At 71.6% G+C, this 24501-nt stretch carries 22 protein-coding genes and 2 pseudogenes; 10 read left to right on the forward strand and 14 right to left on the reverse strand.

Annotated elements, in window-relative coordinates; translation table 11 throughout:
- Window positions 1-89: 89 nt before the first annotated feature.
- Together OG553_RS37100 and OG553_RS37105 are read right to left on the reverse strand one after the other, a co-directional pair.
- Window positions 90-1199: an acyl-CoA dehydrogenase family protein gene (locus tag OG553_RS37100; RefSeq protein WP_331728528.1), complete on the reverse strand. Its 1110-nt coding sequence runs from the start codon at window positions 1197-1199 to the stop codon at window positions 90-92.
- Between the two features lie 56 nt (window positions 1200-1255).
- Entirely contained in the window at window positions 1256-1705 is a 450-nt protein-coding gene (locus tag OG553_RS37105) for a nitroreductase family deazaflavin-dependent oxidoreductase (protein WP_331728531.1), read from the reverse strand.
- 605 nt (window positions 1706-2310) lie between these two features.
- Here OG553_RS37105 and OG553_RS37110 point away from each other — a divergent pair.
- Entirely contained in the window at window positions 2311-3627 is a 1317-nt protein-coding gene (locus OG553_RS37110) for an ATP-grasp domain-containing protein (RefSeq protein WP_331728534.1), read from the forward strand.
- Window positions 3628-3766: 139 nt separating this feature from the next.
- The gene (gene ddaH / locus OG553_RS37115; RefSeq protein ID WP_331728719.1) at window positions 3767-4540 is read left to right on the forward strand and encodes a dimethylargininase; all 774 of its coding nucleotides are present in this window, start codon (window positions 3767-3769) and stop codon (window positions 4538-4540) included.
- Here the strand turns inward: ddaH and OG553_RS37120 are convergent.
- Window positions 4512-5489 carry a hypothetical protein gene (locus OG553_RS37120; RefSeq protein ID WP_331728537.1) on the reverse strand — a complete coding sequence of 326 codons (978 nt, stop codon included), beginning with the start codon at window positions 5487-5489 and terminating at the stop codon, window positions 4512-4514. The two genes, ddaH and OG553_RS37120, sit on opposite strands and share 29 nt — an antisense overlap.
- Window positions 5490-5556: 67 nt before the next feature.
- Between OG553_RS37120 and OG553_RS37125 the strand changes: the two genes are divergently transcribed.
- Window positions 5557-6213 (forward strand): TetR/AcrR family transcriptional regulator, encoded by a 657-nt coding sequence (locus OG553_RS37125; protein ID WP_405983255.1) that lies wholly within the window; start codon window positions 5557-5559, stop codon window positions 6211-6213.
- A 232-nt stretch (window positions 6214-6445) separates the two neighbouring features.
- Here OG553_RS37125 and OG553_RS37130 read toward each other — a convergent pair whose 3' ends face one another.
- The gene (locus tag OG553_RS37130; RefSeq protein WP_331728541.1) at window positions 6446-7495 is read right to left on the reverse strand and encodes a hypothetical protein; all 1050 of its coding nucleotides are present in this window, start codon (window positions 7493-7495) and stop codon (window positions 6446-6448) included.
- A gap of 31 nt (window positions 7496-7526) precedes the next feature.
- Window positions 7527-8762, reverse strand: a complete 1236-nt coding sequence (locus tag OG553_RS37135) for a DNA/RNA non-specific endonuclease (protein WP_331728545.1) — start codon at window positions 8760-8762, stop codon at window positions 7527-7529.
- 668 nt (window positions 8763-9430) lie between these two features.
- Between OG553_RS37135 and OG553_RS37140 the strand changes: the two genes are divergently transcribed.
- Window positions 9431-10738: a hypothetical protein gene (locus tag OG553_RS37140; RefSeq protein ID WP_331728722.1), complete on the forward strand. Its 1308-nt coding sequence runs from the start codon at window positions 9431-9433 to the stop codon at window positions 10736-10738.
- Between the two features lie 183 nt (window positions 10739-10921).
- Here OG553_RS37140 and OG553_RS37145 read toward each other — a convergent pair whose 3' ends face one another.
- The 3 genes from OG553_RS37145 to OG553_RS37155 form a co-directional block, all read right to left on the reverse strand.
- Window positions 10922-11116: a hypothetical protein gene (locus OG553_RS37145; protein WP_331728548.1), complete on the reverse strand. Its 195-nt coding sequence runs from the start codon at window positions 11114-11116 to the stop codon at window positions 10922-10924.
- Window positions 11117-11156: 40 nt separating this feature from the next.
- Window positions 11157-12002, reverse strand: a complete 846-nt coding sequence (locus OG553_RS37150; protein ID WP_331728551.1) for a hypothetical protein — start codon at window positions 12000-12002, stop codon at window positions 11157-11159.
- A gap of 1157 nt (window positions 12003-13159) precedes the next feature.
- Window positions 13160-13486 (reverse strand): hypothetical protein, encoded by a 327-nt coding sequence (locus tag OG553_RS37155; RefSeq protein WP_331728554.1) that lies wholly within the window; start codon window positions 13484-13486, stop codon window positions 13160-13162.
- A 138-nt stretch (window positions 13487-13624) separates the two neighbouring features.
- Between OG553_RS37155 and OG553_RS37160 the strand changes: the two genes are divergently transcribed.
- Window positions 13625-15781 (forward strand): HEAT repeat domain-containing protein, encoded by a 2157-nt coding sequence (locus OG553_RS37160; RefSeq protein WP_331728557.1) that lies wholly within the window; start codon window positions 13625-13627, stop codon window positions 15779-15781.
- Window positions 15782-16076: 295 nt separating this feature from the next.
- On the opposite strand, the gene OG553_RS37165 is transcribed toward OG553_RS37160, so the two are convergent.
- The 3 genes from OG553_RS37165 to OG553_RS37175 form a co-directional block, all read right to left on the reverse strand.
- Window positions 16077-16343: a hypothetical protein gene (locus tag OG553_RS37165; RefSeq protein ID WP_331728560.1), complete on the reverse strand. Its 267-nt coding sequence runs from the start codon at window positions 16341-16343 to the stop codon at window positions 16077-16079.
- A 723-nt stretch (window positions 16344-17066) separates the two neighbouring features.
- Window positions 17067-17405, reverse strand: coding sequence for a hypothetical protein (locus OG553_RS37170; protein ID WP_331728563.1), 339 nt, complete (start codon window positions 17403-17405; stop codon window positions 17067-17069).
- A gap of 273 nt (window positions 17406-17678) precedes the next feature.
- Window positions 17679-18083: a histidine kinase gene (locus tag OG553_RS37175; protein ID WP_331728566.1), complete on the reverse strand. Its 405-nt coding sequence runs from the start codon at window positions 18081-18083 to the stop codon at window positions 17679-17681.
- A gap of 176 nt (window positions 18084-18259) precedes the next feature.
- Between OG553_RS37175 and OG553_RS37180 the strand changes: the two genes are divergently transcribed.
- Both OG553_RS37180 and OG553_RS37185 read left to right on the forward strand, forming a co-directional pair.
- The gene (locus tag OG553_RS37180) at window positions 18260-18790 is read left to right on the forward strand and encodes a GtrA family protein (protein ID WP_331728569.1); all 531 of its coding nucleotides are present in this window, start codon (window positions 18260-18262) and stop codon (window positions 18788-18790) included.
- A 61-nt stretch (window positions 18791-18851) separates the two neighbouring features.
- Window positions 18852-19280 carry a protein-tyrosine phosphatase family protein gene (locus OG553_RS37185; protein ID WP_331728572.1) on the forward strand — a complete coding sequence of 143 codons (429 nt, stop codon included), beginning with the start codon at window positions 18852-18854 and terminating at the stop codon, window positions 19278-19280.
- A 3-nt stretch (window positions 19281-19283) separates the two neighbouring features.
- Here the strand turns inward: OG553_RS37185 and OG553_RS37190 are convergent, their stop codons facing one another.
- Window positions 19284-19889, reverse strand: coding sequence for a helix-turn-helix domain-containing protein (locus tag OG553_RS37190; protein ID WP_331728575.1), 606 nt, complete (start codon window positions 19887-19889; stop codon window positions 19284-19286).
- A 163-nt stretch (window positions 19890-20052) separates the two neighbouring features.
- Here OG553_RS37190 and OG553_RS37195 point away from each other — a divergent pair, with 163 nt between their 5' ends.
- A complete protein-coding gene (locus tag OG553_RS37195; protein ID WP_331728579.1) occupies window positions 20053-21255 on the forward strand; it encodes an NAD(P)/FAD-dependent oxidoreductase in 1203 nt (400 codons plus the stop codon).
- A gap of 207 nt (window positions 21256-21462) precedes the next feature.
- Here OG553_RS37195 and OG553_RS37200 read toward each other — a convergent pair.
- A pseudogene (locus OG553_RS37200) lies at window positions 21463-22137 on the reverse strand (zinc-binding dehydrogenase); the annotation flags it as partial.
- Between the two features lie 217 nt (window positions 22138-22354).
- Here OG553_RS37200 and OG553_RS37205 point away from each other — a divergent pair.
- Both OG553_RS37205 and OG553_RS37210 read left to right on the forward strand, forming a co-directional pair.
- Window positions 22355-23053 carry a hypothetical protein gene (locus OG553_RS37205; RefSeq protein WP_331728582.1) on the forward strand — a complete coding sequence of 233 codons (699 nt, stop codon included), beginning with the start codon at window positions 22355-22357 and terminating at the stop codon, window positions 23051-23053.
- A gap of 53 nt (window positions 23054-23106) precedes the next feature.
- Window positions 23107-24039: pseudogene (locus tag OG553_RS37210) on the forward strand (IS5 family transposase).
- A 4-nt stretch (window positions 24040-24043) separates the two neighbouring features.
- On the opposite strand, the gene OG553_RS37215 reads toward OG553_RS37210, so the two are convergent.
- On the reverse strand, window positions 24044-24478 hold the full coding sequence (locus OG553_RS37215) for a hypothetical protein (RefSeq protein WP_331728584.1): 435 nt from the start codon (window positions 24476-24478) through the stop codon (window positions 24044-24046).
- Window positions 24479-24501: the final 23 nt, after the last annotated feature.

Here is a 24501-nt window from a genome sequence, read left to right on the forward strand (position 1 = left end):
CCCGGCACCAGTGCCGGGCGTACGGGGCCGTCCGCCTTCCGTCTTCCGCCGACTGCTCGTCCGCCGACTGCTCGTCGCCTATCCGCCGCCTATCCGTCGCGCCGGAGCAGGGAACCGGCGTACGCCTGGGCGGCCGGCGGGACGGCGAGCGAGGGATGCAGCGCTGCCATGCCGGCGTCCCGCCACAGCCGCGACAGCGCTCCCGTGCCGGTGGTGGCACCCACCCCCGCGCTCTGGAAGAGGTCCTGGACCGCTTCGTTCAGGAGCCCGGCGGCGGTGGCGTGGTCGCGGCGGCAGCGGGCGGCGAGCAGCGGCGTGAGCGCGTCGGGCTCGTCGCAGGTACGGGCCGCCCGGCGCAGCAGGAGATCCGCGGCGTCGATCTTCCCGGAGGCGGTCGCCAGTGCCGCGTCGCCGGCGCGCAACCACCCCGCCGACGGGTTCCGGCTCGCGCTTGCGGTCCACGCGGCCAGCGCCGCGCGTGCGGTGCCGAGCAGCGGAAGGGCGAAGAAGAGGCCGCTGATCGCCTCGTGCGGCACGCGGTAACAGTCGCCGTCCGCGGGCGGGGAGGCGGGCGTGAACAGCTGCTCGCGGGTGAAGGAGTGCTCCTCGGGCACGAACACCTCGTCGTCGAGGACGAGGGTGTCGCTGCCGGTGCCCCGCAGGCCGACCGCCCCGCTCCAGGTCGGCTCGGTGGTCCACGCCGAGCGGGGCACGAGCAGGAACCGCGGGCCCGGAGCGCCGTCGGGCACGGCGGACAGCAGCGCCCATCGGGCGTGGTGGACGCCGCTGCAGTAGGGCCACCGTCCGGACAGCAGCCAGCCGCCCGGGGCGGGCGTGGCCTTGCCGGCCGGCTGCAGGGTGCCGGCCATGGGCACCTGGGGGCCGTGCGCCCACACGGCCCGCTGACCCGCGGGCGGCAGGAATGCGGCCATCCGGCTCATGGAGGTCATGACCGCGGCGCACCATCCGGCGGACGGGTCTGCCTCGGCCAGGCGCAGCAGGGCGGGCAGTGAGTCGCCGAACCGTCCTGCGGCGCCGCCGAAGGCACGGGGGACGAAGTGGGCGAGCAGACCGGTGCCGACGAGGGCCTCGACGACGGCGTCGGGCAGCCGGCCCGCCCGGTCGGTGTCGGCGGCGTGCTCGGCGGCGCACAGCGCGGCCGCCTCGACCTCGGGCACGGGTGTGAACAGTGGGGGCATGGGCGTCATGTGGGCTGGCCTGGAGGGGTACGGGTGACGGTGCACACGGGGCGGCGTCAGGACTGCGGCTGGAGGATGACGGTCGGGATCGGGCGCGGGGTCGCCTCCTGGTACGTGTCGTAGGCGGGCCACAGGCCGGTCATCAGCTTCCACAGGTGTCCGTGCTCCTCGCCGGTCGCGGTGCGGGCCCGCACGGTGAACTGCCGGTCGCGGACCTGGACGAGGGCCGTGTCGTGCCGCTGGAGGTTGAGGTACCAGTCGGGGTGGTTGTCCGCGCCGAGGTTGGAGGCGACCACGACGTAGGCGTCCATGTGGCGGCCGTAGATGACGACGGTGCGCCGCGGCAGGCCGCTGCGGCGGCCGACGGTGGTCAGCAGCAGGGTCTCGGCGCCCTGCCAGTCATGGCCCTCGCCCCCGGAGGTGGCGGCGTACTGGCGGGCGTGGTTGGCGATCCCCGCGACGCGGCTGTCGGTGGGGGCGATGGCGAACGGGTCCGGTGCGGTCATGGCAGGCACGCTTCCTTCATTCTGGTGGCCTGAACGTGGCAGGAATCCGGGGCGCGCAGGATGAGCCCGGTCCCGGTCATCAGCCAATGAATTCACCGCGAAGAGCGGTCGAATGACGAGAAATCAGAACATCGCAGCCGTTATCGCGGTCCCGTCGCCCGGCAACCGGAAGCGACCCGGTGAATGCACCGGAAGCAGAAATGAGGGGGAGTTTCCTCGTACTTCACCCCGACTGCGGTAAAACACGAGACTGCCCTGTCCGGCGAGTCGAGTCCAACCCCGCTTTCCTGTGATGATCATCACAGGCGGGATGCGGGACCTGCGGCGCGGCGATGGTGTTAGCTGGCAACTCAATAGACCTATGGCCGTGTAATTACCAGGGACTTGAGGGCGAAACGAAGGTTGCCCGGGAATGGGGATTCCCGGGTGCTGCCGAGCGGGCGGGCCTTCCTCGTCCGGTGGCCGCGCTCCGGCTCACCGCTCCTCCCTGCGGGCACTGGCCCCGCTCGACCGAAGACTCCCGCGGACAGCCGGCGACCGCCACCCGGTACCGCCCTGACCGGGGACCGTCTTCCGGCCGACGCCGCACTGGAAGGTTCGACACCATGACTTCGCGCCTACGCCCCCTGTTCGTAGGGGTCGACCGCTACGTTCTGCGCGCATGCGGCCTGCGCGGCATCCCCGCCGTCGTCGTCTACGGCCCGTACTGGAGGGACAGCGGGATCCCGGACCTCCCGGACTGCGTCACCGCCGTCTTCGTCGAGGACGAGTGCAGCGCCGAGGCGGTGCTGACCGCACTCACCCGGGCGGGCCTGGGCGAAGAGCGCTTCGCCTCGGTGAGCACCACGAACGAGTACGCCCTCATCAACGTCGCCGTCCTCGCGAAGGCCCTCGGCGCCCCGGGGATACCGCCGGCCGTGGCGGTCCGCTTCCGCGACAAGTTCGCGCAGAAGGAAGCCGTGCGGGCCCGGGGCATCCGCACCGCCCGGGCCTTCGTCCTGGAGGACATCCACGACGAGGAGATCCCCGAGCTGCCGTTCGAGGCGGGCGTCATCAAGCCCGTCACCGGCGCCGCGACCCGGCAGACGGCCACGGTGCGCAGCACGGACGAACTGCGCAAGACCGTACGCCGCTTCCGGTCGGAGGCGGGCTCCGCGCGCACCTTCGTGGTGGAGGAGTTCCAGCGGGGGGACGAGTGGCTGGTCGACGGCGTCGTCCACGACGGCGAGGTCCGCTTCATGTCCGTCGCGGAGTACACCGACACCTGCCTGGCCGTGGTCGAGTCGCAGGCGACCATGCAGGACCGCCGGTTCGACCCCACGACGGAGGAGTGGGCGTTCCGGCTCGCGGAGCCCGTCGTCCGCGCGGCGCTGGAGGCGCTGGAACTGACCGACGGCATCTTCCACATGGAGCTGTTCCACCACGAGGGCGAGGTGTCCTTCAGCGAGTGCGCCGCGCGCCGGGGCGGCTTCGTGCAGGAACAGGTCGAGGCGAAGTTCGGCGTCGACCTCGGCGATGCCGCGCTGTCGCTGGCGCTCGGTGAAGCCCCGGACGTGACTGCCGACGTGCGCCCCGGGATCGTGGGCGGCACGTACATCACGACGTCACCGGGACTGCTCCTCGCCGTGCCGTCCCGGGACGAGGTCATGAGCCTCCCCGACGTCGAGTACGTACTGCTCGGCCACCTGGTGGGCGCTTCCCTGCCGGCGAACTCCGACACCACCAAGCGCATCGGCGAGGTCGTCATCACGACGGACACGCTGGAGGAGTTCCACAAGAGGTCGCAGGAGGTCCTGGCCTGGTTCGCCGACCGCATCACGGTCATCCCCGCCGGCATCAAGCGCAGGGACCTGCACCGGATGCAGTCCGAACTCGGCTTCGACACCGGGCTGACGGCCACGTACCGGCGCGGCGAAGCCTGACGGCCTCCGGGGAGAGCGGCCGAACACCCCTCTCCCCGCCCCCCCCACCACCCCGGCGCACCATTCGAAGAGCGAGAAGCCCCTTTTGCCGACCACCGCCACACCCCCGACGCGGACCGCCACCCCCCGGCGCTTCCTGATGTGCCCACCGCGGCACTTCCACGTGACGTACTCGATCAACCCGTGGATGGACCCGGCCGAGCCGGTGGACGCTTCGCTGGCCCAAGCCCAGTGGCTGGAACTCAAGAACCTCTACGAGAGTTTGGGCCACACCGTCGAGGTGATCGATCCGCTCCCCGGTCTCCCCGACATGGTCTTCGCCGCGAACGGTGCGACCGTGATCGACGGCCGCGTGCTCGGAGCCAGGTTCCGGCACGTGGAGCGCACCGCGGAAGGCCCGGCGTACCTCTCCTGGTTCGTCGAGCACGGCTACGGTCACGTCCACTGGCCCGAGCACATCAACGAGGGCGCCGGCGACTACCTGCTGGTCGGGCGCACGGTGCTGGCGGGCACCGGCTTCCGGACCGACCCCCGCTCGCACGCCGAGGCCCAGGAGTTCTTCGGGCTCCCGGTGATCGGGCTGACCCTGGTGGACCCCCAGTTCTACCACCTGGACACCGCACTGGCCGTGCTCTCCGACACGGAGATCATGTACTACCCCGAGGCGTTCACCCCGGGCAGCAGGAGCGTCCTGCGCGAGCTGTTCCCGGACGCCGTCCTCGCGACGGCCGAGGACGCCGGGGTCTTCGGCCTCAACGCCCTGTCCGACGGCCGCCACGTCTTCCTCCCGGACGCCGCCGTGCACCTCAAGGAGCGCCTGAGGGAACGCGGCTTCGAGCCGATCGGAGTCGACATCACCGAACTCCTCAAGGCGGGCGGCAGCGTCAAATGCTGCACCCTCGAACTCCACTGACGCCCAGTTCCGCGATGAGACGCCCGTAGGCCTCGAAGGCCGGCTTCGGGGTGTAGTCGTCGTACAGCAGGCCGAAGTGGGAGAAGAGTCCCTCGGCGCGGCTGTCGGCGTCCCGCAGGGCGAAGAGCGAGTAGCCGTCGATGTTCAGTTCGGCGGCGAGGGCGGCCGTGGTCCGGATGACGGTGTCCAGTGTGGCGGCCTGGTGCTGCTCGGTGCGTCCGGGGCCGGTGGGCCAGCCGTTTTCGCAGATGCGGATCGGGACGGTGTCGGGGATGCCCGCCTTCGGCAGGCAGGTACGGCGGTACGAGGTGAGGACGGCGGTGACCGCGTCCGCGAGCCGGCCGGGGGCGACGGGGCGGAACACGTCGGGGAAGAAGTCCAGTCCGACGTAGTCCAGGCTCTGCCGAAAGGCCGGGCCGGCCAGGGCTCCCAGGTCGGACCAGAAGGTGTCGGCGGGGTCGAAGGACGGGACGGCGTTGAAGCCGACGGCCACGCGGCGGCCGAGGGAGCGGGCCTCCTCCTTGGCTGCGACCACGCCCTGGACCAGCGCGTTCAGCACGTTGGGGGTGCTGCCGTCGACGGGCGGGAGGTCGAGGTTGGGCTCCTCGCAGATCTGGACGCGGGCCAGGCCGGGCCCCCCGTCCCGGACGGCCCCGCGGACGAACTCCGTCCAGCCGTCCAGCCGGCCGGAGGGTTCGCGGAACTGCAGCACGAGGTCCAGGGTGCGGCCGCGCCGGAGACAGGCCTGCGGATCGGCGGGCGTGGGCCCGTACGGGGTCACGGTCTTGGCGAACGAGCGGTAGGCGCGCACCGAGAGCGTGTCCGCGTCGCCCTGCAGTGCGTCGAGGGCGGCGTTGATGCGCTCGGGGTCGTCGGGGGAGACGGGATGGACGATGCCCTGCTCGTCCCCGAGGAGACCGCCGGGATAGATACCGAAGGTCATGGCCATGTCAGTCCTCCAGGTTCCAACAATATTGGTGTCACTCCAATTTTGTGGTGACACTATCATGTGGGGTGTGGGACTCAGAGAGATCAAGAAGCAGCAGACCCGTACGGCGATCGCCGACGCGGCCCTGCCCCTGTTCCTGGAGTACGGCTTCGACCGGGTGACGGTCGCCGAAGTGGCACGGCGCGCGGGCGTGTCCACCAACACCGTGTTCAACTACTTCCCGGCCAAGGAGGACTTGTTCTTCGACCGCGGGGCGGAGGCCGAGGAACACCTGGCCGCCGTGGTGCGCGACCGGGCGCCCGGCACCTGCCCGGTCGAGGCCGTCCGAGAGGACCTGCTGTCCGGCCTCCGGGAGAACCATCCGATGCTCGGGCTGCAGCCCGGGGCGACCGCGTTCTGGCAGGTGGTCCTGGACAGCCCGGCCCTGCTCGCCCGCGAGCGCGAGATCGGCGAACGCGCCGAAGCCGCCTTGGCGGCCGCCCTCACCGGGCATCCGCCGCACCCCGCGGACGCCTCCGGCCACCCCGCCCCCCCGCCGCCCGCGCTCCTCGCGGGGGCCGTCGCCGGCACGCACCGCGCGGCGCTGCGCGAGCTCCGGCGGCGCATCATGGCCGGCGAAGCGCCCGAGGGGGCCCGCGACGCCGTGGTGTCGGCCGTGGTCCAGGGGTTCGGCCTGCTCTGCCGAGGACTCCACCCCGCTGCCGGACCGACGCCGGCGGGCTAGGGCGTATCGCCCTACTCCCAAGAGGCCGAACGGCTGGGGGCGGGGGCAGGTCCTTCGGCCTTGCAGCTGGGCGTCCCGTCGTCACTCGGCATGGAATGCCCGGCCGCCGTCCGGTGTTCGCTCGCATCGGTCGCCCGGCGCGGCGAGCGACGGGCTGAGGATCACGGACCGGACCGGACCGTCCCGGGTCCCGGGGCGGACGCCGCGACCGAGGTGCTGCCGCGAGAAGACCTCACTGAATCAGTTCCATGCACGGATGGTCTGGGGATGTCGGACAGATGTGAACCTGCATGCCGTAGCCCCCGGCGAGGACGACCCTGGTGAAGTTCGCCGGGGGATTTCCCTGCGGCAGGGGCGGTGTGTCGCCGGCCCGGTCCTCGACGGGGGCCCAGCTCCCGCTGGCACCGTCCCACTCGGTCGAGGCGATCGTCAGCAGCGGGGCCATCTCGGTGTCGCACTCGGGGCAGCGCCGGGGCACGGGGTCGGTGAGCCCCCAGCTGCTCCAGCCGCCGACCTTCCAACCGGGGGAGACCGAGAGGTGGTTCAGGTAGAACTCCTGCGGGGCGGGCCCGTAGGAGCTGTCCACCGCTGATCCGGCCGCCTGCCACCTGTTCCGGTCGCCCAGCTGCTCCTGCAGCTCCTCGCTCAGCTCCAGGTGGTTCGGGTACTCGGTGACCTGCTCCGGTGCGAACAGGCAGGGATCGGGCAGGTAGTCGGCGAATTGGATCGCGGAGGGCTCGGGAGGAGCGCCGAGGACATCGGTGACCTCGGCGGCGGACCGCCAGAACAGTACGGGCCTGGGGTTCGCCGGGTGGTCGAAGGGACACCAGAGGACCTGGAGGAGATCGGCCCCGGGCGGCCCGAGCGTGCGGAGCTGAGGAACGTCACGCACGTACAGCTGGGCCACGGGCAGCATGGCGGTCGGGCCCTCGGGCCACGGGCGGCCGGCCTGGAGCCGGGCGTCGGTCGCCAGTTCTTCAGGAGTGGCCCAGGGGCCCTGAGGTTCGCGGCGCCGCCGGTCTTCCAGTGCCGCCCGGTGGCGGCGCAGCAGCCGTACGTCCGCTGGTGAGGGGCCTGCGCTCGCACCGTGTCCTTCGTGCGGCTCCTCGCAGTGCGGCCACGGCTCGTCGGCGGGCCACAGCAGCGGCCCGCCGACGGAGCTGTCGTGCACGGACGGGGATCCGGGGCGGGGGTGCAGCCGGGTAGCCGTGCGTGCCAGCGGGGCCAGTCGAGGGAAGAGCGCCGTGACGTCGAACAGCCGCGGCGGGGTGGTGCGACTCATGCCGGCTCCCGTAGGCACCAACTGGTTGGCATCAGTTTCCGAGGTTGAGCAGCCCGGTGTTCCCCTTGGTGTTGGTGACGCCGGTGATGGGCAGCAGACTCTGCGTTCCGTCTGCTCGCTGAACCGCGGCGCTCATGGTGACGCCCGTGGGGATCGTGCTGGCATCGTTCCTGTAGAGGGGCGTCACCTGGAAGTAGACCGCATCATCGGGCCCCATGGTGGCCGCGTCAACCGCGTTCTTCACTTCCGTCTCGTAGGTCCGCATGCTGGGCGTTCCGGTGTTCATTCCCACCTGCCAGCAGGGCACGAGGTTGCTCTGCCCGCCGTCCTCTGTCTGCCCTTTCCCGCCGAGGATCCTGGCGATCAGGTGACACCGGGCGAGCCCGTACGGTGCCGGGGCACCGGGAGCGGCGTAAGGGCGGGCGAAGGTCTGCGCATCCTGCCAGCCGGTGATGTCCCCCGAAGCCGGGCTGCCGTCGCCGAGTTTCTTCCGCAGGCAGGCCTGAGCCCCGGCTGCCCGGGTACCGGCCGGGCCGGTCGGGTCGGTCTGGTTGCGGTGCGGGACCGGCTGGGTGCTGTTGAGGATCCACCCGTCGCCGGAATTGGCCTGCATCATTTTCAGGCATGCGGCCTTCGGCTTGGTGAGGCGCTCCGTCCTGCGCGCCGGCTCCGCAACGCAGATGTCGCCGTTCAGGAACTGGAAGTGGGATACGCCGGCATCGATCTCGGCTGTGTAGAGTCCCTCGTCCTGGTTCTTGTCGCTCGTGTAGCCGCCCTGCCAGCTGCCGCGCAAGGCAAGGTTGCCTTGACTGGTGTACTCGTGGGCGTAGTTGTTCGGCCCCTTGATGGTGACGAGCCACCTGTAGCCGATGGCCGACCCGCCCAGGACGTCGAACCCGGTCTCCATGGCGAACGGGTGGTGGTTGGACTTCTCCTTGAGCCTGACCCAGGTGATGCCGCAGGGTACGGGCTCGGCGGGCTTGAGCCGGCTCTCGGCCTGCTGGGCGGCGCGGCGCATCACGAGGTCCTTGTGGGCCGCCGGGATGGGAATGGTCTTCCCGTCGGCCAGCCGCACGGTGACGTCGCCCGCGAGGTCCGGGGTCGTGGTGACCAGCTCCGTCACCCGCACCGTGGTCATCTTGGACGTAATGGTGTGTTCCGTCGGGCCTTCCGTGACGGCGCTCCCGCGGTCGGCGGGATGCGCGGGCGCGGAGGCGGCCGTCGCTGTGCCACCACTGAACGCGACAGCGGCGGCCGTCGCGGCCACAGCCGCCCCTGACAGGGCACGGCGCAGCCTGTTCGGCTTTCGGTCCCGCCCTCTGCGGTGGCGACGTAAGCCTGATATGGGCATGCCATCCTCTTCTCCGTGTGTGCCGGTTGATGCGGTCTCGGTACGCGTACCGGATGAGCCCGGGGCCGTGCGGGCGCTGCCGGGCCGGCCGTGGGGCGCAGTCGGCCACCGGCTGGCGGCCTGCTTCCGTCGTTCATAGAGCCGTTCGGGCCGGCGCACAAATATCCGGGCCACCCCGGCCGCCCAAGGCGTTTGATTCTGGAATCCGCGAATTGGCCGGATGCCGTGACCATGTGACGGCGGTCGGCAGCGTCGGCGGATGATGAGGAACTGCTGCGCCACTCGCTGACTGTCGCGGGGACGGCAATGGATTCAAGGCCGACCGCCCATCTGCGGGCTGGTCGCAAGGGACTAGATGTGCGTAATGAAACTCTGATGAAACCACTCACGGCAATCCTGCCGAACAGCCCATGACTGGCCACGGGTTGCTCCCCCGGACCGTCTGATTCCGTCATCGTCACTCCGCCGTTGCCGACGCTAAGTTCGACCTGATCAAGAACCGCTCAGCATCACACCGACCACACCACCGGCCGGGACTCCCGCCTGCCCCGACGCGGAGCCTGGTCCGAGGGGGGATGAACACGATGCGTCATTCACGATCATCCGGGCTCCGCAGGAGCGGGCTGACCGTCCTCACCGCGGTCGCTGCCTTCGCTCTTGCCGCCCCGACGGCGACGGCGACGGCGGCACCGGCCCCGGCTCCGGCCAAGCCGGCCAACCCGGCCGCTCCGGCGGCCGGTCAGCCCAAGCTCGGCGATTCCTGTACGCCCGCTGACCTCGGCAAGCGCTACCCGTACATCAAGTCCACGCAGGTCGTTCCGACGATCACGCATTTCAAGGGCTGGTACGTCACCGAGGGGTCGACGGGCTCCCAGACGATCGAGACCAGTACACAGACAGTGGTCACGGTCCAGGTCGGCCTCTCCGCCAACATCCAGGGCGGCTTCCAGGTCGAGCTGCTCGGCCAGGTGGGCGGGAGCCTGGGCCTGAACGTGCAGATGGCCTCCAGCACCACCAGCAGCGAGTCCAAGTCGATCTCCTGGGACTTCCGCAGGCCCGGCTACTACGCCCTGTACGAGGGGACCCGCAAGGTCACCGGGCAGTACGGCAGCCTGAACTGCAACCGCGTCGACACCGGCAACGGCACCTACGCCACCAAGTGGGTCGATGGGCCCGAGAGCGGCAGCTACACCACCTACACCACCCTCGAAGAGGGCGCGGTCCGCTGCGAGGACACCGTCCCGGCCGGCAGCATCATGCGCAAGGCACAGGACCTTCTCGACTGCGGCTCCCCCGCCGCCACCGCGAAGCACCACGCCGGCCCCGTCCCCTCGGCCAAGGCCGACCAGGCCAAGCACGACGCCGACAACGCCGCCACAGCCGCCCAGAGCCTGAAGGCCACCCAGGCCACCCGGGCCGCCAAGCCCGCCCCGCAAGCCGCCCTGGACTGCAGGCCCGGCGCCTACAAGATCGACGTACCCGGCAAGCCCTTGAACTGGAGCGCACCGCTCCTGGCCAATGACGGCATCCGCCTGCGCGAATCCACGTTCTTCAGCGCCCACCTGGACAACTGGCGCCTGTGCAACGTGACGGAGAACAACGGAGTCCTCGAGGCGTCCCTGTGGAACTGGGGCAACGGCGGATGCGCGACCATCCCGGCGAACATCGCCAACCAGGAGCAGGCCTACCTGACGACGGCCGCCTGCGGGGAGGACGACCTCCAGCGGTTCTACATCTACCGCGACGTACCCGGCAGCCCGAAGATCGGTCTGCAGAACAAGTACACCGGCTCCATGATGGGGCACGACCGGTACGCGGACGGGGAGTTGATCCGCCAGTACACCAGCGGCAGGCAGGACGGTACGGGCACGTACACCCTGACCGGAGTGTGACGGCGTCCACCCCGTGATCGCGGCCCGGTACGCGCCCTGGGCCTCCCGGTCGGCGGTCTCCACGGGTCACTGCAACACGTGGTCGTGCTGATCAGGCCGCGAGCGGTTCATGCAGGCGCTCGGCCGGGACTTCCCGGCCGAGCGTTTTGCGCGGGCAGTCGCTGAGCCGGCACGAGGCACTCCTCAGGCAGGCGAGATCAGGTTAAACCCTTGGGCGTGATGACCGACGAAGGCCTTCTTCCAGCTCGCCACCACCGCTCCGGCGGGCGGCTCCCCCCAGGTGTCCGGCGCCCGGGCGAGGAAGGCCTGGTCGTTGATCGCGCTGTGCGCCCAGTCGTCCTCGCCGACCACGACGCGGCGCACCGTGTCGATCTTCACGGTGGTGCAGCGTACGAGCCGACGCCACTCGGGGGGGTCCTCAAGACCGATGTCGACCGGGCCGGACTGGTCCCCCCGGGGTGAGCAGGACGACCCTGCGCCCGGTGAGCTGCCGCTTCGTCGCGGGCCAGTAGGCACTCGCGGCCACCTCGTAGTGGCCCGCGGCGACGGCGATCGCATAGCCCGGCTCACGCCTGCCGCGCGTGGTCGTCATCGTCGACTCGCAGCCGAACCGGACGTGGGCACCCTCGACCGGATCCCCCCGGTAGCGGACCCGTCCCGTCACGTAGGCCGGTCCCGTCGAGCGGGCGACCCGGTGGACGCGCCCGGCCTCCATCCGCCACGGCGTCAGGAGCAGCGCCTCGGTGTGCCCGTACAGGCCCCTCCACACCCCGGGGCTGCTCGTGGAGGCGTCCGGGGCGTCCCAGAAGGCCTTGATGTCGTCGGGGGCCACGGCGACACCCTCACCGGGCTCTTCCCACAACGGGGCGTCGGTCTCGTCGGCGCGGTCCTTGGCGAACGTGTTGCACATCTGCGTCGCGACGTCGTCCGGCATGTCCTCCAGCAGCACTTTGAGGGCCGTTACGCTCTCCAGGGTGATGCCCAGTACCGCGGCCGCGGCCGCCGCGGGGCCCGCGAGCAGCAGCACGAGCGCCGCCATGCCGATGGTCCCGATGTCGACCCAGGGGGAGCCATCGGCCTTGGCCTGGTTCAGTGCCAGATAGACCTCGTCACGGACCCTCTTGGTGAGGTGCTCGTGCAGCCCCCGTCCTGCGGCGACGCGCTCGTCGTCGAGGTAGCGGTAGAGGCGCCGACGTCGGGCACGGCCGGCAGTTCCTCCGGATCTTCGGCGCCCCGTCGACGGGCTTGGGCAGCGGGGCAGCACCGGGGTTGAGGGCGAAGTAGTCGCCCTGTGCGTCGTAGGGGCGTCCGTCGGGGCCGGTCGTGTTGAACCCGGTGAAGAAGGCGTCGTCGACGGATTGGGTGATCGTGCCGGGCCAGCCGTACGTGAGCGCGTCGGACCGGAAGCGGGGGCGACCCAGACCTCCTGGTACAACTCGTGCCGCCAGGCGACCCAGGCGCGCGGATACCGTCGAACGCGAGCGAGACACCGGCCGCCGAGGCGCCGAATGCCTCCGTCCCGCCGAACGCCACCAGCCCGGCGGAGGTCGTACGAGCGGTGAACCCGTCCTGGTGCTTGACGGCCACGTGCAGGCCCGGCCTGTTGTGGTAGTTCGTGCGGCAGATCGCGGTGCTGCCCGGACGCACGGGGGTGGGCGCCGACACGCTGTCCGCGACGGCGGCCGTGGCCGGGTCCACTGCGGCGACCGTGAACGAACCGGGCCCGCCCGACCGCTCGCCGTAGACCATGAAGAGCCGCCGTGACCCGGGTGCGGTGCACAGCCCGGGCTCCGGCAGGACACGGATCGGGAGTTCGGCGTCGCTCCAGGTCGAACCCCCGTCGTCGCTGGTCACCGGGTGCGCGAGACCTCCGGAGTCCTCGGCCCACAGCAGGGCGAGCCCGTCCGCGTACACGGTGAACGCGGACGTACCGACGAACCCCTGGTCGACGGGCAGTGGCACCGGAGCGGTGAACGCGGTGCCGTCGAGCGTCGAGGCACGGCGGTAGCTCACTCCGGGCTCACCGCACGCGACGTGCAGGCGGCGGCCGTCCGACGCGAGCGAGGCCGCACCGCCGCAGGGCAGCCCCGTGGCGAACGTCGTCGGAAATGAGGGGTCCCCGAGCACGTCCACCGACTGCAGCATCAGGGTTCCGTCGGACGCCTGGTACGCCAGCCACAGCTCGTCGCGCCACCATGCCGCCGCGGGGGTGCCGGAGGCGTCGTTTCCCACCTGCTTCGGCTCTCCGAGCATCGCGGCTCCTCCCGGGAAAGGGTCCCGACGATGATGACCGGACCACCGCCGGTCCGGCGGCTGCGGCACGCACCACTACGGCTACCGGACCTGCGCTTTGGCCCACCGGGTGCGTGGGTGGGCGCGGTGCGCCCCGCCGGAGGACCAACCGGTAGGCGAGTTGACCGTTCAGCCTTCGGTGCCCGGCGGATCGGCTTCGGAGACGGCGGCGAGGGTGACCTGAGCGGTCCATGACCAGGGCTCCCGGGGCGCATCCCAGCTCACCTCGACGTCGGCTCCGTGGAAGTCGCGCGCGAGTTCCGTCACCATCCGTGCCGACGCGGCCCGCGCGTCGTGCGGGTCGGTGCCGGCGGGCACGTTCAGCCGCCCGCAGAGCATGCCGCCCTCCACGGTGAGGACGCTGTGGCGCCACCCCTCCGGCGTCGCCAACAGCACGATCCCCTTCGGCACGCCCCAGGCGGGCCGCCTCTTCTTCTCCCTCTTGCGTCTGGCCATGCACCCATCCAACATCGCCGCGGTCGTGGCGATGAGGTGGGGGCCTGCTCGGCTCCTGCGAGCCGAGGGCGCCTCCAGGGGTGCTCTCCGTAACGGGTCCCGGTGGCAGTGTCAGTGCCCCGTGGCACTGTGCGGCCCATGATCGACATTTTCGAGGGCGCCGACCGGGTCGACTGGTCGTCCATGGGCCACGCCTACGGCACGGCCGAAGAAGTCCCGCTGTGGCTGGAACAGATGGCCTCGCCCGACCCCGAGGTCCGGGAGCGCGGCTTCAGCGGCTTCTACGGCGCGGCCCACCACCAGGGTGACGTCTACGGGTGCACGGCCGCGAGCCTGCCGTTCCTCCTCGCGCTCGCCGGGGATTCCCGGGCACCCGACCGCGCGGCCGTCATCCAGCTCCTGCTCAGCATCGGCAGCAGGGCACTGGACTGCGGCCCCGACCAGGTCTACTTCAGCCCGTCCGGCCACGAGTCGACGCCCTACGCGGATGTCGTTCCCCGGATGTGCGAGCGCGTCGAGGACTTCGTCCGGTACGCCGCCGACCCGGACCCGCGGGTGCGGCAGGCCGCCCTCCCGGCCCTGGGGCTGTTCCTCGACGACGCCGACCGGGCGTTCGCCGTGCTGCGCGCGCGGCTGGCGGCCGAGAGCGGCACCGTGGAGCGGCTCCTGGTCATCGAGACGGCCGCGACACTGGCCCGGCGGCTGCCGGACGCGTACGGGCCGGTGACGAACTGGCTCGCCGCCCTGGAGGCCGACACCGCACCGGCCGCCGACATCCGGCTCGCCGCCCTCGTCCACCGGAGCGCCTGCGCACCAGAGGAGATCGGCGCCGGCCTCGTCCCGACGGCGATCGACCTGCTCCGCCAGCTCACGCCCGAGCCCGCGCCCCGGAGCGAGACCGAGGCCGGAGAAGCCGCATCCGGAGCCGAAGCCGGGACGACCGACCGCGGGCCGTGCACCTGCGCGGACGTCCCGGCCGCACCGGCACCGGACCAGGACCTCCCCCCGCACATCGCCGCAGCCTTCGCCGACCTCGACCGGCACGGCCGCAGGCACGCCCCGACCACCGAGCTGCTGACCACCCTCCACAGCATCCTGGACGCGCGGATACCCGAGCGCACGGCCCTGCTGACCGCCCAACTCCGCAGCCCGGACCGGGCCACCCGCTACGACGCCATCGCCATGGCCAAGAGCCTGATCGACACGTGGCGCGGCGACCACTCAGGCCTCGTCCGGCTGCTCGCCGACTGCCTGCTGCCCCAGGACCCGTACACCGCCGCCGAAGCGGCCGAGACCCTCGGCCGACTCCCCGCCGCCCTCGCCGAACCCGCCCGCGAAGCCCTCGCCGCCCTCGTCGAAGCCCACCGCGCCACCCACGGGCCGACCGTGTGGGCCACACCGCACCCCCTGCTGCGCCGCGCCCACCAGCAGGCCGTCACGGCACTGGCCCGCCTCGGCGACGAACGCGCCCTGCCCGGGCTGCTGACGGCACTGGACACCGACACCGACGCCTGGCGCGCGATCCGTGTCACCGGCCACTTCCCCCACGCCGCCGGAGAGCTGCTGCCCCGACTGACCCAACGCCTGGCCGACGCTGACTTCTCCCGCGAGTGGACCTGGTCGGAACGCCGCGCGCTGGTCACCGTCCTCGGCCGGCTCGGCGACCCGGCCGCCGTGCCCGCACTCACCGCGGCCCTCACCGCCTCCGTCCGCCACGAGCAGTGGCACGGTGCGGCCGAGGCCGTGAGCGCGCTGGCCCGCTTCGGCACCGACGCCGCCTCCGCCCTGGACACGGTCCGCCCGCTGGCCGACGCCAAGGACCCCGAGGTGCGCTTCGCCGCCGCAGAAGCCCTGTGGTCCCTCGAACGCGACCCCGGGGACTCCGTACCGAGGCTGACCGAACTCCTCGAAACCCACAAACACCGCGACGCGGCCGACGTCCTCGCCCGGATCGGAGCACCGGCGGCCGCGGCCCTGCCCCTCCTGCGGCAGATGCTCGAAGCCGGGTACGAGTGGACCCGGGTGCACGCCGCCGCCGCGATCCACGCCATCGGCGGCCCGGCCGAGACGGAGCTCGTCCTGCCGGTGCTGCTGGAGGCGTGGGAGCAGAACGACTCGACCGCCGGCCACGTACTGGAGTGCCTGCAACGGATGGGCTCCGCCGCCGTCCCCGCCCGTCCCCGGATCCACGCGGAACTCGCCCTGGCCCGCCGCAGCGGCGGCCCCTTCACGAGCATCGAGGACGACGAGGCCCTCCAGCACGCCGCCCGAACCGTCATCGGCCGGCAGGCCTGAGGCGGGTCCACCCGGGCAGCGGCCGATCGGCGCCTCGACCCGGCCGTCGAGGAGGTGCTGGTCGGCGCGCCGGGTGAACGCGCCCTTCCCGCCGATCTCGGCGAGTGGCCCCCGGTGGCGGTCACGCTGCGAGGTGACCTTGAGGGTTTCGAGGGAGTTCGGGTGGCGGGCCCGGAGGCCGGCTCGATCCGGCCAGTCTGCTCCATGGCCCCGGCACCGGAACACCAGGCGCGATCCCGCCTCGTTCCGGACAGCCGGCCCAACAGCCGGCGGCGGTATCCCCGGCGACGGTCGGTCAGGGTTTGGCGGCGATCTGCTTGCTCACCTCGTCGCGGACCGCGGCCGCGGTCGCGGCGAAGGCGTCCAGGTCGACGGAGGCCGGCGGGGTGTCCCGCTCCGTCACACGGCACGACAGGGGTTCGCCGCCGGAGGGGGTGATGGCGCGCGGGCCGACGACGGTCTTCTGCGGGAACTCCCACCGGCGGTCCAGGCCGTCCAGCATGTGGGTGCGCGCCGGTACCGGGCTGAGCACGGACCCCTGCACACCGGTGACGGTCGGCATGTCCGCGGCTTCCTCTTGTCGGTGCTGGCGGGTCCCTCGTAGGCCGCGAAGACGGGGACCGGGCTGTCGATCCAGTCGGAGAGTCCGCGGGCCAGGCCTTGGTCGGGCTCGGCGTGCTCGGTCTCCTTGTACTTTCCCTTGAGCAGGGAGGGCGGCAGGACCACCCGGTACGGACCTGGCTGCGAAACGGCCCCGGGCTTCCCGCCGCCCCAGCCGATGGGCTTGGCACCCGTGTCGCCGCTGCCGCAGGCCGACGTCACGACGCTGACCGCCATCGCGCACACCGACAGCCGTACCCGGTGCTTCACTTCGTACCCCCGTTGGCCCCGTGTACCTGGGTGCCCGACCGGTCGACTTGACGGCAGGCCGACACCACCCTGGACGCGGCGGACCAGGTGCTGGACGTCGTCTGCCGCCCGGTCTCCCCGGCGGAGCGGGAAACGTTGGTGCGGGATGCCGCCGCGGACCTGGCCCACATCGGCATCCCGCACCGCCCGACGGGTCGGTTGTGGCTGCCGCGCTCAGTGGGTGAGTTGGAAGGTGTGGAGGACCTACGGGAGACGGCGGCGCCGACGGCGTCGCGCAGCGCGGCGAGCCTCAGCTGCAGTGCCTCCTGCGCGAGCCCGCCGGTGGGCCGGGCCGGCCCCTGCGGCTGGGGGCCGGGCAGGAAGCCGCCGTCGGGGAGGCCGGCGGCCATCCCGATCCGATCGATGCCCGCTGCGGTCAACCCGTCGCGCCGGGCAGGGCCGTGAAGGTCGCGCTGGCCGACCGCGAGGACACCGCCCCTTCCACTGCGAGTTCTCCGTCGATGGAGATCGTGCACTGGAGCCAGCCGTCGGGATGCTCGGGGTTGGACGTGATGATCGTGAGCATGGGCATCGCGTCGATGCCAGACATCACGACCTCCTGCTTCCACGGCGTGACGCCGGCCTTGACCTGCTTTTGCTCTCCTTTCAGAGGGTCGCCGACGGCATAGGCCACCTCGAAGGAGCCGGTGCCGGTCACCTCGTAGGTGACCCTGGTTCCGCGCTTGCGCCGAAAAGGGAGGAACTTGCTGTTCATGTGCGGCCTCTGAGAAAGCGGACAAGGCGAACTCCCAGTGATCCTCGCACGTGCTGCCGGACGACCGCGGAGGTACCGGGGGCGCGGACGCGGGCTCGTGCGCCCGCAGCGGCGCATTGCCCGGTCAGGGCGCCACGCCGATCCTGGTGCAGCGGCATCGGCCGCTGCCGAGAACTCTGCTTGGGCCGCGGCCCCGCGACCACCCTCCGACCGGCTGCCACGCACATCCGACCGGCTGTTCTCCGGTGGCCAGGTGAACCGGGGATGGCGCCGTCAGGTCCTGCGGTGGGGGAGGACGGCGTCGACCTGGTACCCGCCCTCGGGAGTGGGGCCGCTGACCAGGGTCCCGCCGAGGTTCTCGGTCCGTTCCCACAGGCCGACCAGTCCGTCTCCGGAGCCCGGCAGCCGCTCGTCCAGACCGATGTCCGACACCAGGTCCGCGAGCCGTCCCGGGGTGTGGCGGCGCGTGTCGTCGCCGTCCGCACCGACCTGCGGGCTGCCGCCCTGTACCGCGATCAGGCTGACCTGGTGGGAGAGCACGTCGTGCATCTCCCGGGCCAGCCGCGCCGCTCGCGCTCCGGAGCCGGGCAGGACGACGGCACCGCCTCCGAAGCCGTAGCCGAAGCCGGGCAAGAGCTGGCCGGCCGTGCGCGACGGCGGCCGAGCCGTAGCGTTCAAAGTCGGCCTGTTGCAACGCTCCCGCTCCTGCTGTTGCGTTCCCTTCTGAACCGGTGCAACGATTCAACCTCTCCTACCTGCATATTTACGAGCCGTGCGCACCTTCGGCGTTGCTTTCTTGATTAACGCAACGTAGCGTTTCTCTTGTCAGAAACGAATGTTCGGAGGGGTGGGTCATGGAGGCGGTAGTACTGAACCGGCGGCAGGAGATACCGGGCGCCTTCGCCTCGTTCGCCCGCTTCGTGCTCTGCGGCGGCGGAGTGGGGCTCGTCTCCAGCTTCGCCGTGGTGGTCCTCGGTTCCTGGATGCCCTGGGCCCTGGCCAACGCCGTCATCACCGCGGCTTCCACGCTCCTGGCCACCGAGCTGCACGCCCGGTTCACCTTCGGTGCGGGCGGCCGCGCGACCTGGCGCCAGCACGCGCAGTCGGCCGGATCCGCAGCCGCCGCATACGTCGTCACCTGCATGGCGATGCTGATGCTGCACCACCTGGCCGCGGCCCCCGGCGCGCTCCTCGAACAGGTCGTCTACCTCAGCGCCTCCGCGGTCGCCGGCGTCGCACGGTTCGCGGTCCTGCGCCTCGTGGTCTTCGCGCGCCACCGTCTGCGCGCGGCGCCGGTGCCCGTCCGCGCCGACCGCCCCGTGTCCGCGACCGTTGGGCGCGCCACGGTACCCGCCGGCCCGACGGCGCTCTGCCGCGCCGCCTGACCGCTGCGCCCGGTCCTGGGAACGGCGCTCTCACCCGCAACCGACTGGCTACGCTCGCACCGTGACTACCGCATGGGAACCCGCGACACCGGGCGTGATGACGCTTCCCTCCGGTCGGCTCGTCCGCGGCCGGGGGCTGAGCCGGCCACTCCCACGAGGCCCGCAGCCGGACTTCGCGCTTTACCTGCTGGGCCGTCGGCCACCGGAGGTCGCCTGGGGAAGCCGCTGGCTGCGCTGGCCCGACTTCTGGCTGCCGTCCGACCCCACCACGACCGCCGACGCGCTGCGCGAGGCATGGGCGCGCGCCGAAGCCGAACCCGTAGAGATCGCCTGCGGTGGTGGACGCGGACGGACCGGCACCGCGCTGGCATGCCTCGCCGTGCTCGACGGGGTACCCGGCCGTGAGGCCGTCGCCCACGTCCGGGAGCACTACGCCCCGCGCGCCGTCGAGACGCCCTGGCAACGCCGCTTCGTCACCCGCTTCCAGTAGCGGTCATCCGTCCCGGCCGGGGCGGTCCTCCCGTTCCGCCAGGGGGGTGGCGGCCCAGCCGTGTTCCAGCAGGGTGAACAGGTCGTGCACGGTCCGGGCCGGGTCTTCGCTCGCACGGGCGATGCCGGGTGCTTCCAGGGCGAAGCGTGCCAGGCCGGTGACGGCGGGGTCCTCCGGGGCGAGCCCGCCGGCCTCGGCGAGGGCGGCGGCCAGCGTGTTCTCGTGGCGCGACCACATGCGCCGGGCGTAGTCCCGCAGCGCCGGGGTGGATTCGACGAGGACGAACGTGGGGTCGTCGGTCCGCACGGCGGTCCGGGTGCGCACCATGTGGTCGCGCAGGGCGTGCAGCACGGACTGCCCCGGGGCCCGGTCGCGAACGGCGGCGACCAGGTCGCTCTCCATGTCCGCGTCGAGGTCGAAGACGAGGGCCTCCTTGCCGGGGAAGTGCTTGAAGAGCGTGCTCAGCGAGACGTCGGCCGCCTCCGCCACCTCGCGCACGCCGACGTTGTCGAAGCCCCGCTCCGTGAACAGCCGCACCGCGGCATCCGTCAAGGCCTGCCTCGTCTGGGCCTTCTTGCGTTCGCGGCGTCCTGCCGTCGTCCCGGTCATGTCCCCACCCTACCGCCCTGAGGGGATTCGATCGCAAAGGAGTCTCGATTGAAAATCGGAGCGATTGTACTTTTGGAGCGACTGTGCTTCTGTGAGTGCGGGGGGCCGAACGGCATCCGGACCCCCAGCACCCTCCCCAACCCTCGAACGGAGCGTGACCCCCATGCCCACCCCCGCCCGCATCGCGATCGTCGGCGCAGGCCTCGGAGGCCTCCTCTGCGCACGCGTCCTGCAACGGCACGGCGTCCCGGTCACCGTCTTCGAGCGCGAGAGCGCCCCCCACTCCCGCTCGCAGGGCGGCACCCTCGACATCCACGAAGGAACCGGCCAGGCGGCCCTGCGCGCGGCCGGCCTTTTCGACCGGTTCCTCGCCCTCGCCCGGCCCGAGAGCCAGGAGTGGCGCCTGTACGACCGCCACGCGAACCTGATACGCCACGACCGGGCCGGCGAGGGGGACCTGAGCAGGCCCGAGATCGACCGCGGCGAGCTGCGCGCGCTCCTGCTGGACTCCCTCGCCCCCGGTACCGTCCGCTGGGGCCACTCCGTACGGGCCGTCACCCCACAGCCCGGCGGTACCGCCCGCCCGCACCACCACGACCGCCCGGGCGGCGAAGACTTCGACCTGGTCATCGGCGCCGATGGCGCCTGGTCCCGGGTGCGCCCGGCGCTCTCCGACGCCCAACCCGCCTACTCCGGCGTCACGTTGGTGGAAGCCCACTTCGACGACGTCGACCACCGTCATCCCGGCATCGCCCGCCTGGTGGGCCGAGGCACCATGTCGGCCAAGGCGGGCCGCCGCAGCCTGGTGCTGCAGCGCAACAGCAACGGACACGTCCGCGCCTACGCCAACTTCCGCGGCCCCCAGGACTGGCACGCCGGCCTCGACCTCGCGGACACCCGGGCAGTACGCGCACGCCTGCTCGACCACTACCAGGGCTGGCACGAGAGCCTGCTGGACATCCTGCGCGACAACGAGGGCGGTTTCACCGACCGGCCCGTGTTCGTCCTCCCCGCGGACCACACCTGGCAGCGCGTCCCCGGCATCACCCTGCTCGGCGACGCCGCCCACCTCATGCCACCCGTCGGCGTCGGCGCCAACCTCGCCCTGCTCGACGGCGCCGAACTCGCCCGGGCCGTCATCGACCACCCCACCATCGACCAGGCCCTCGACGCCTACGAAGGCGTCATGCTGCCCCGCGCCGCCGACCACGCGAAGACCGCCCGGCACCTGCTGGCCACCCTCATGCCCGACACCGACTCCGACGACGCCGCCTTCCCCGACAGCCTCTGGCCGGCCGACGCCCTCCCCGCCCCGCGCCCCGCCCACGGCGACCGAGCTGCTGCCGGAGGCGGTCAGCACCCCTGACCCACCCGAGGCGACGCCGGCTGCTGAAGCGCTGTCGCCCGCGAGGGCGAGCGGTCCGCCGCCGGAGTCCGCCCGGTGGCCGGCGACGTGGCGGGCCACGGCCCCGGCTTCCGAGGGGGGCGGGGGCCGGGTGTCGACTCCGCGCAGTGCCAGGCCGGGTGGTGCCGTTGGGCGGCGTCGGCCGACGACGGCACATGCCCCGGTCCGTCATGGTTCGAGGAGCAGCCGGATCGGGTCGCCCTCCTTGCGTTCCAGGGCGTCCACGGCCCGCGCGGCCTCGGCCAGGGGGTAGATCCCGCTGATCGAGGCGGAGAGGTCCAGGCGGCGCATGCCCACCAGGCGGACCAGGTCGACGAGGTCCTCGGGCCTGGACCCGTAGTGGCCCAGCACCTGTTGCCGGAAGCGGCAGAACCAGAGGTCGTCCTTGATGGTGAAGGGCTGGTCGGTGAGGCCGACCAGGACCACCCGCCCGCGCTCGGAGAGGGCGGAGAGCGCCTGGTCCCGCGCGGCCGGGACTCCTGCGAAGTCGAAGGCCGCAGCGACGCCCCCCGCCCCGGCGGCGGAGCGCAGCAAGGTGCCGAACTCGGGGTCGGCCGGATCGAGGGCGGTGTCGGCGCCGAGCCGGAGGGCCCGCTCGCGGGCGGCGGCCAGCGGGTCCACCGCGATGACGGGGCAGGCCCCCACCATGCGGAGCAGCTGGACGGCGTGCGCGCCGAGTCCGCCGACGCCCCACACCGCGACGGCCTCCGCGGGCCGTACGTTCGCACAGGAGGTGATCGCCGCCCACGGGGTGGACACCGCGTCGGGAATGACGCACGCCTGCTCGAACGGGATCCCGGGCGGGAGCGGGACCACCGCGTCGGCCGCGGCGACGGTGTACTCGGTTGGCGCCATCGGCGTGACGGCCGCGCCGGTCCGCTGGACGGGCGTGGCCGCCGGAGTTCTCGGCCTCGGCCCGTGATCAGCGGATTGGGTCTGGCGCGGCGAGGAGATCGACTTGGATGTCGTCGGCCCAGGTGGGCGAAGAGCGTCATCAACTCGACCGTGTTCGGGGTGTCAGAGCGAAAGCCGCGCGGAACAGGCCAGTAGCTTCTGCCTCATGGATAAGAAGGACACGACCTTCGTCGACAAGGCCCTTGAGGACAAGGCCTTCGCGGACCGGCTCATGGGCGACAAGGCTCTCGCCGACGAGCTCATCGCCGCACTCCTCGCCGATGAGTCCCTCGGCGACGTGGACCTTGTCCAACTCGTGCAGGCACTCTTCGAGAAGAAGGGAATCCTGCAGGAGGGCATGGTCGGTCTGGCGGAAAGAGCGAACCACAACGACGACCTCTTCGACTTCAAGACTCTCGTCTGGGCGGTCCAGGCATCGACCATGCAGTTCCCGAAGCCCTTCGCAGAGGACATCCTCAGCCCCACCAGCGGGGTGTACGTCTTCACCGACCGAAACTGCCGGGGCAAGCACGCGGGGTTCGGCGGCGGCCGGCACGACATGGCCGACATCGCGAGGCAGATCGGCAACGATGCGATCTCCAGCCTGTCCATCGCCAAGGGGTGGGGCATCACTCTCTTCACGGGTGCGGGATTCTCCGGCGACAAGACGACCATTGCCCCTCGGCGCGACGGAGTCGGAGGGGATCGGTACAACCTGACCGACGGGTTCGACAACGCAGTCTCCTCCTTCATCATCACCGGTGTCCCCAGGGACCCCTCCCGCCAGAACCAGGTCACGTCCACGTACCACGGCTCAGCCACCGGATACACCCCAGCGGAGGGGCAGAAGGGCTACTCCGACTAGGACCTGTCCGGCCGATCATGTGACTACTTCGTGCCCGAGTCGTTCCTGTGGGCGTGGGGCGGGGTGATCTGAGTGATGCCGAGTGGGAACGGCTTCGGCCGTTCCTGCCGGTCAGCAACGGGCGTTGTGGCAGGTGGCGGGATCATCGGCAGGTGATCGACGGGATTCTGCATCGGGTGCGGACCGGGGTGCGGTGGCGTGATCTGCCCGAACGGTTCGGACCGTGGAAGACCGTCTACGAACGCCACCGCCTGTGGTCGGCCGACGGCACCTGGGAACGTCTGCTCCAGCAGGTTCAGGCCGCGGCCGACGCTGTCGGCGAGATCGACTGGGACATCTCGGTCGACTCCACGATCGTCCGCGCGCATCAGCATGCGGCCGGCGCCCGCACCGATCCGCCTCCGGTGCCGGGGCCAAAGGGGGCCGCAGGGATGGAACACCAGGCCGAGGCGCCGTGGCAGAGTCTCGTCGCCCGCCTGGTGGAGGTGGTGCTGGAGGTGAGGGCTTGGGCCGCTCGCGCGGCGGGTTCACCAGCAAGGTCCACCTGAGTGCAGACGGCCGGTGCCGCCCACTGTCATTGGGTCGTCACTCCAGGTCAGCGGGCAGACTGCACCCAGTTCAAGCCGGTCCTGGAGAAGATCCGAGTGCCCAGACCGGGCCTGGGACGGCCACGCAAGAAGCCCGACAGCCTTGCGGCCGACAAGGGTTACAGCAACGGTCCGATCCGCGAGTACCTGCGACGGCGGGGAATCCGCTACACCATCCCGGAGAAGACCGACAGCCAGGCCGCCCGCCTGGGCAAAGGCGCACGTGGCGGACGGCCACCCGGCTTCGATGAGGACCGTTACAAGAAGCGCAACACCGTCGAGCGGGCGATCAACCGTCTGAAGCAGTCCCGGGCGGTCGCCACTCGTTACGACAAACGCGGCTACGTCTTCCTCGGCACCGCCACCGCGGCGGCCGTCGCCATCTGGCTCCGGACCTGAGCTCCTACGCGACCCAGCAGTAGACGCTCTGGTTCTGGCGCCGGGCGCTAGTGACGAGGCCAGCCAGATCGCCCACCATCCTGTCTGCGGTCTCGGTGTCGATGACTTCGCCGTCCTCCGCACGCAGCTGAGCCCACGAGGCAGCGACGTCACGCAACCTGGAGCGTCCCGCGTCTGCGAGTGCAGTGGTCAGGCGAGGCGAGAACGCGAAGACGACGCACCCGTCGTTGTCTTGGCCAGCGATGATGCGAGGCTCACCGGCTTCGACGAGTTCCTCGAAGCTGCCGCCGGCCAGGAGGCACTCCCACTGGACCACGGCTTCTTCGGGATCGAAGTTGCCGAAGGAGAGCGACTCGAATGCCTGTCCCGGCCCGGACTGGAGGGCCAGATTCGCTGACGTGTCGTCCGGCGCCACGAAGAACTTCACGATGATGCTCACCCGGGCATCATGCCCGACTGCCT

This window comes from Streptomyces sp. NBC_00158 (assembly GCF_045160885.1).
Taxonomy (GTDB): domain Bacteria; phylum Actinomycetota; class Actinomycetes; order Streptomycetales; family Streptomycetaceae; genus Streptomyces.

Coding starts and splice junctions, on each gene's coding strand:
- OG553_RS37100 (WP_331728528.1), bottom strand. CDS start 1,199: ATGCCCCCACTGTTCACACCCGTGCCCGAGGTCGAGGCGGCCGCGCTG.
- OG553_RS37105 (WP_331728531.1), bottom strand. CDS start 1,705: ATGACCGCACCGGACCCGTTCGCCATCGCCCCCACCGACAGCCGCGTC.
- OG553_RS37110 (WP_331728534.1), top strand. CDS start 2,311: ATGACTTCGCGCCTACGCCCCCTGTTCGTAGGGGTCGACCGCTACGTT.
- ddaH (WP_331728719.1), top strand. CDS start 3,767: ATGTGCCCACCGCGGCACTTCCACGTGACGTACTCGATCAACCCGTGG.
- OG553_RS37120 (WP_331728537.1), bottom strand. CDS start 5,489: ATGGCCATGACCTTCGGTATCTATCCCGGCGGTCTCCTCGGGGACGAG.
- OG553_RS37130 (WP_331728541.1), bottom strand. CDS start 7,495: ATGAGTCGCACCACCCCGCCGCGGCTGTTCGACGTCACGGCGCTCTTC.
- OG553_RS37140 (WP_331728722.1), top strand. CDS start 9,431: ATGCGTCATTCACGATCATCCGGGCTCCGCAGGAGCGGGCTGACCGTC.
- OG553_RS37155 (WP_331728554.1), bottom strand. CDS start 13,486: ATGGCCAGACGCAAGAGGGAGAAGAAGAGGCGGCCCGCCTGGGGCGTG.
- OG553_RS37160 (WP_331728557.1), top strand. CDS start 13,625: ATGATCGACATTTTCGAGGGCGCCGACCGGGTCGACTGGTCGTCCATG.
- OG553_RS37165 (WP_331728560.1), bottom strand. CDS start 16,343: ATGCCGACCGTCACCGGTGTGCAGGGGTCCGTGCTCAGCCCGGTACCG.
- OG553_RS37170 (WP_331728563.1), bottom strand. CDS start 17,405: ATGAACAGCAAGTTCCTCCCTTTTCGGCGCAAGCGCGGAACCAGGGTC.
- OG553_RS37180 (WP_331728569.1), top strand. CDS start 18,260: ATGGAGGCGGTAGTACTGAACCGGCGGCAGGAGATACCGGGCGCCTTC.
- OG553_RS37190 (WP_331728575.1), bottom strand. CDS start 19,889: ATGACCGGGACGACGGCAGGACGCCGCGAACGCAAGAAGGCCCAGACG.
- OG553_RS37195 (WP_331728579.1), top strand. CDS start 20,053: ATGCCCACCCCCGCCCGCATCGCGATCGTCGGCGCAGGCCTCGGAGGC.
- OG553_RS37205 (WP_331728582.1), top strand. CDS start 22,355: ATGGATAAGAAGGACACGACCTTCGTCGACAAGGCCCTTGAGGACAAG.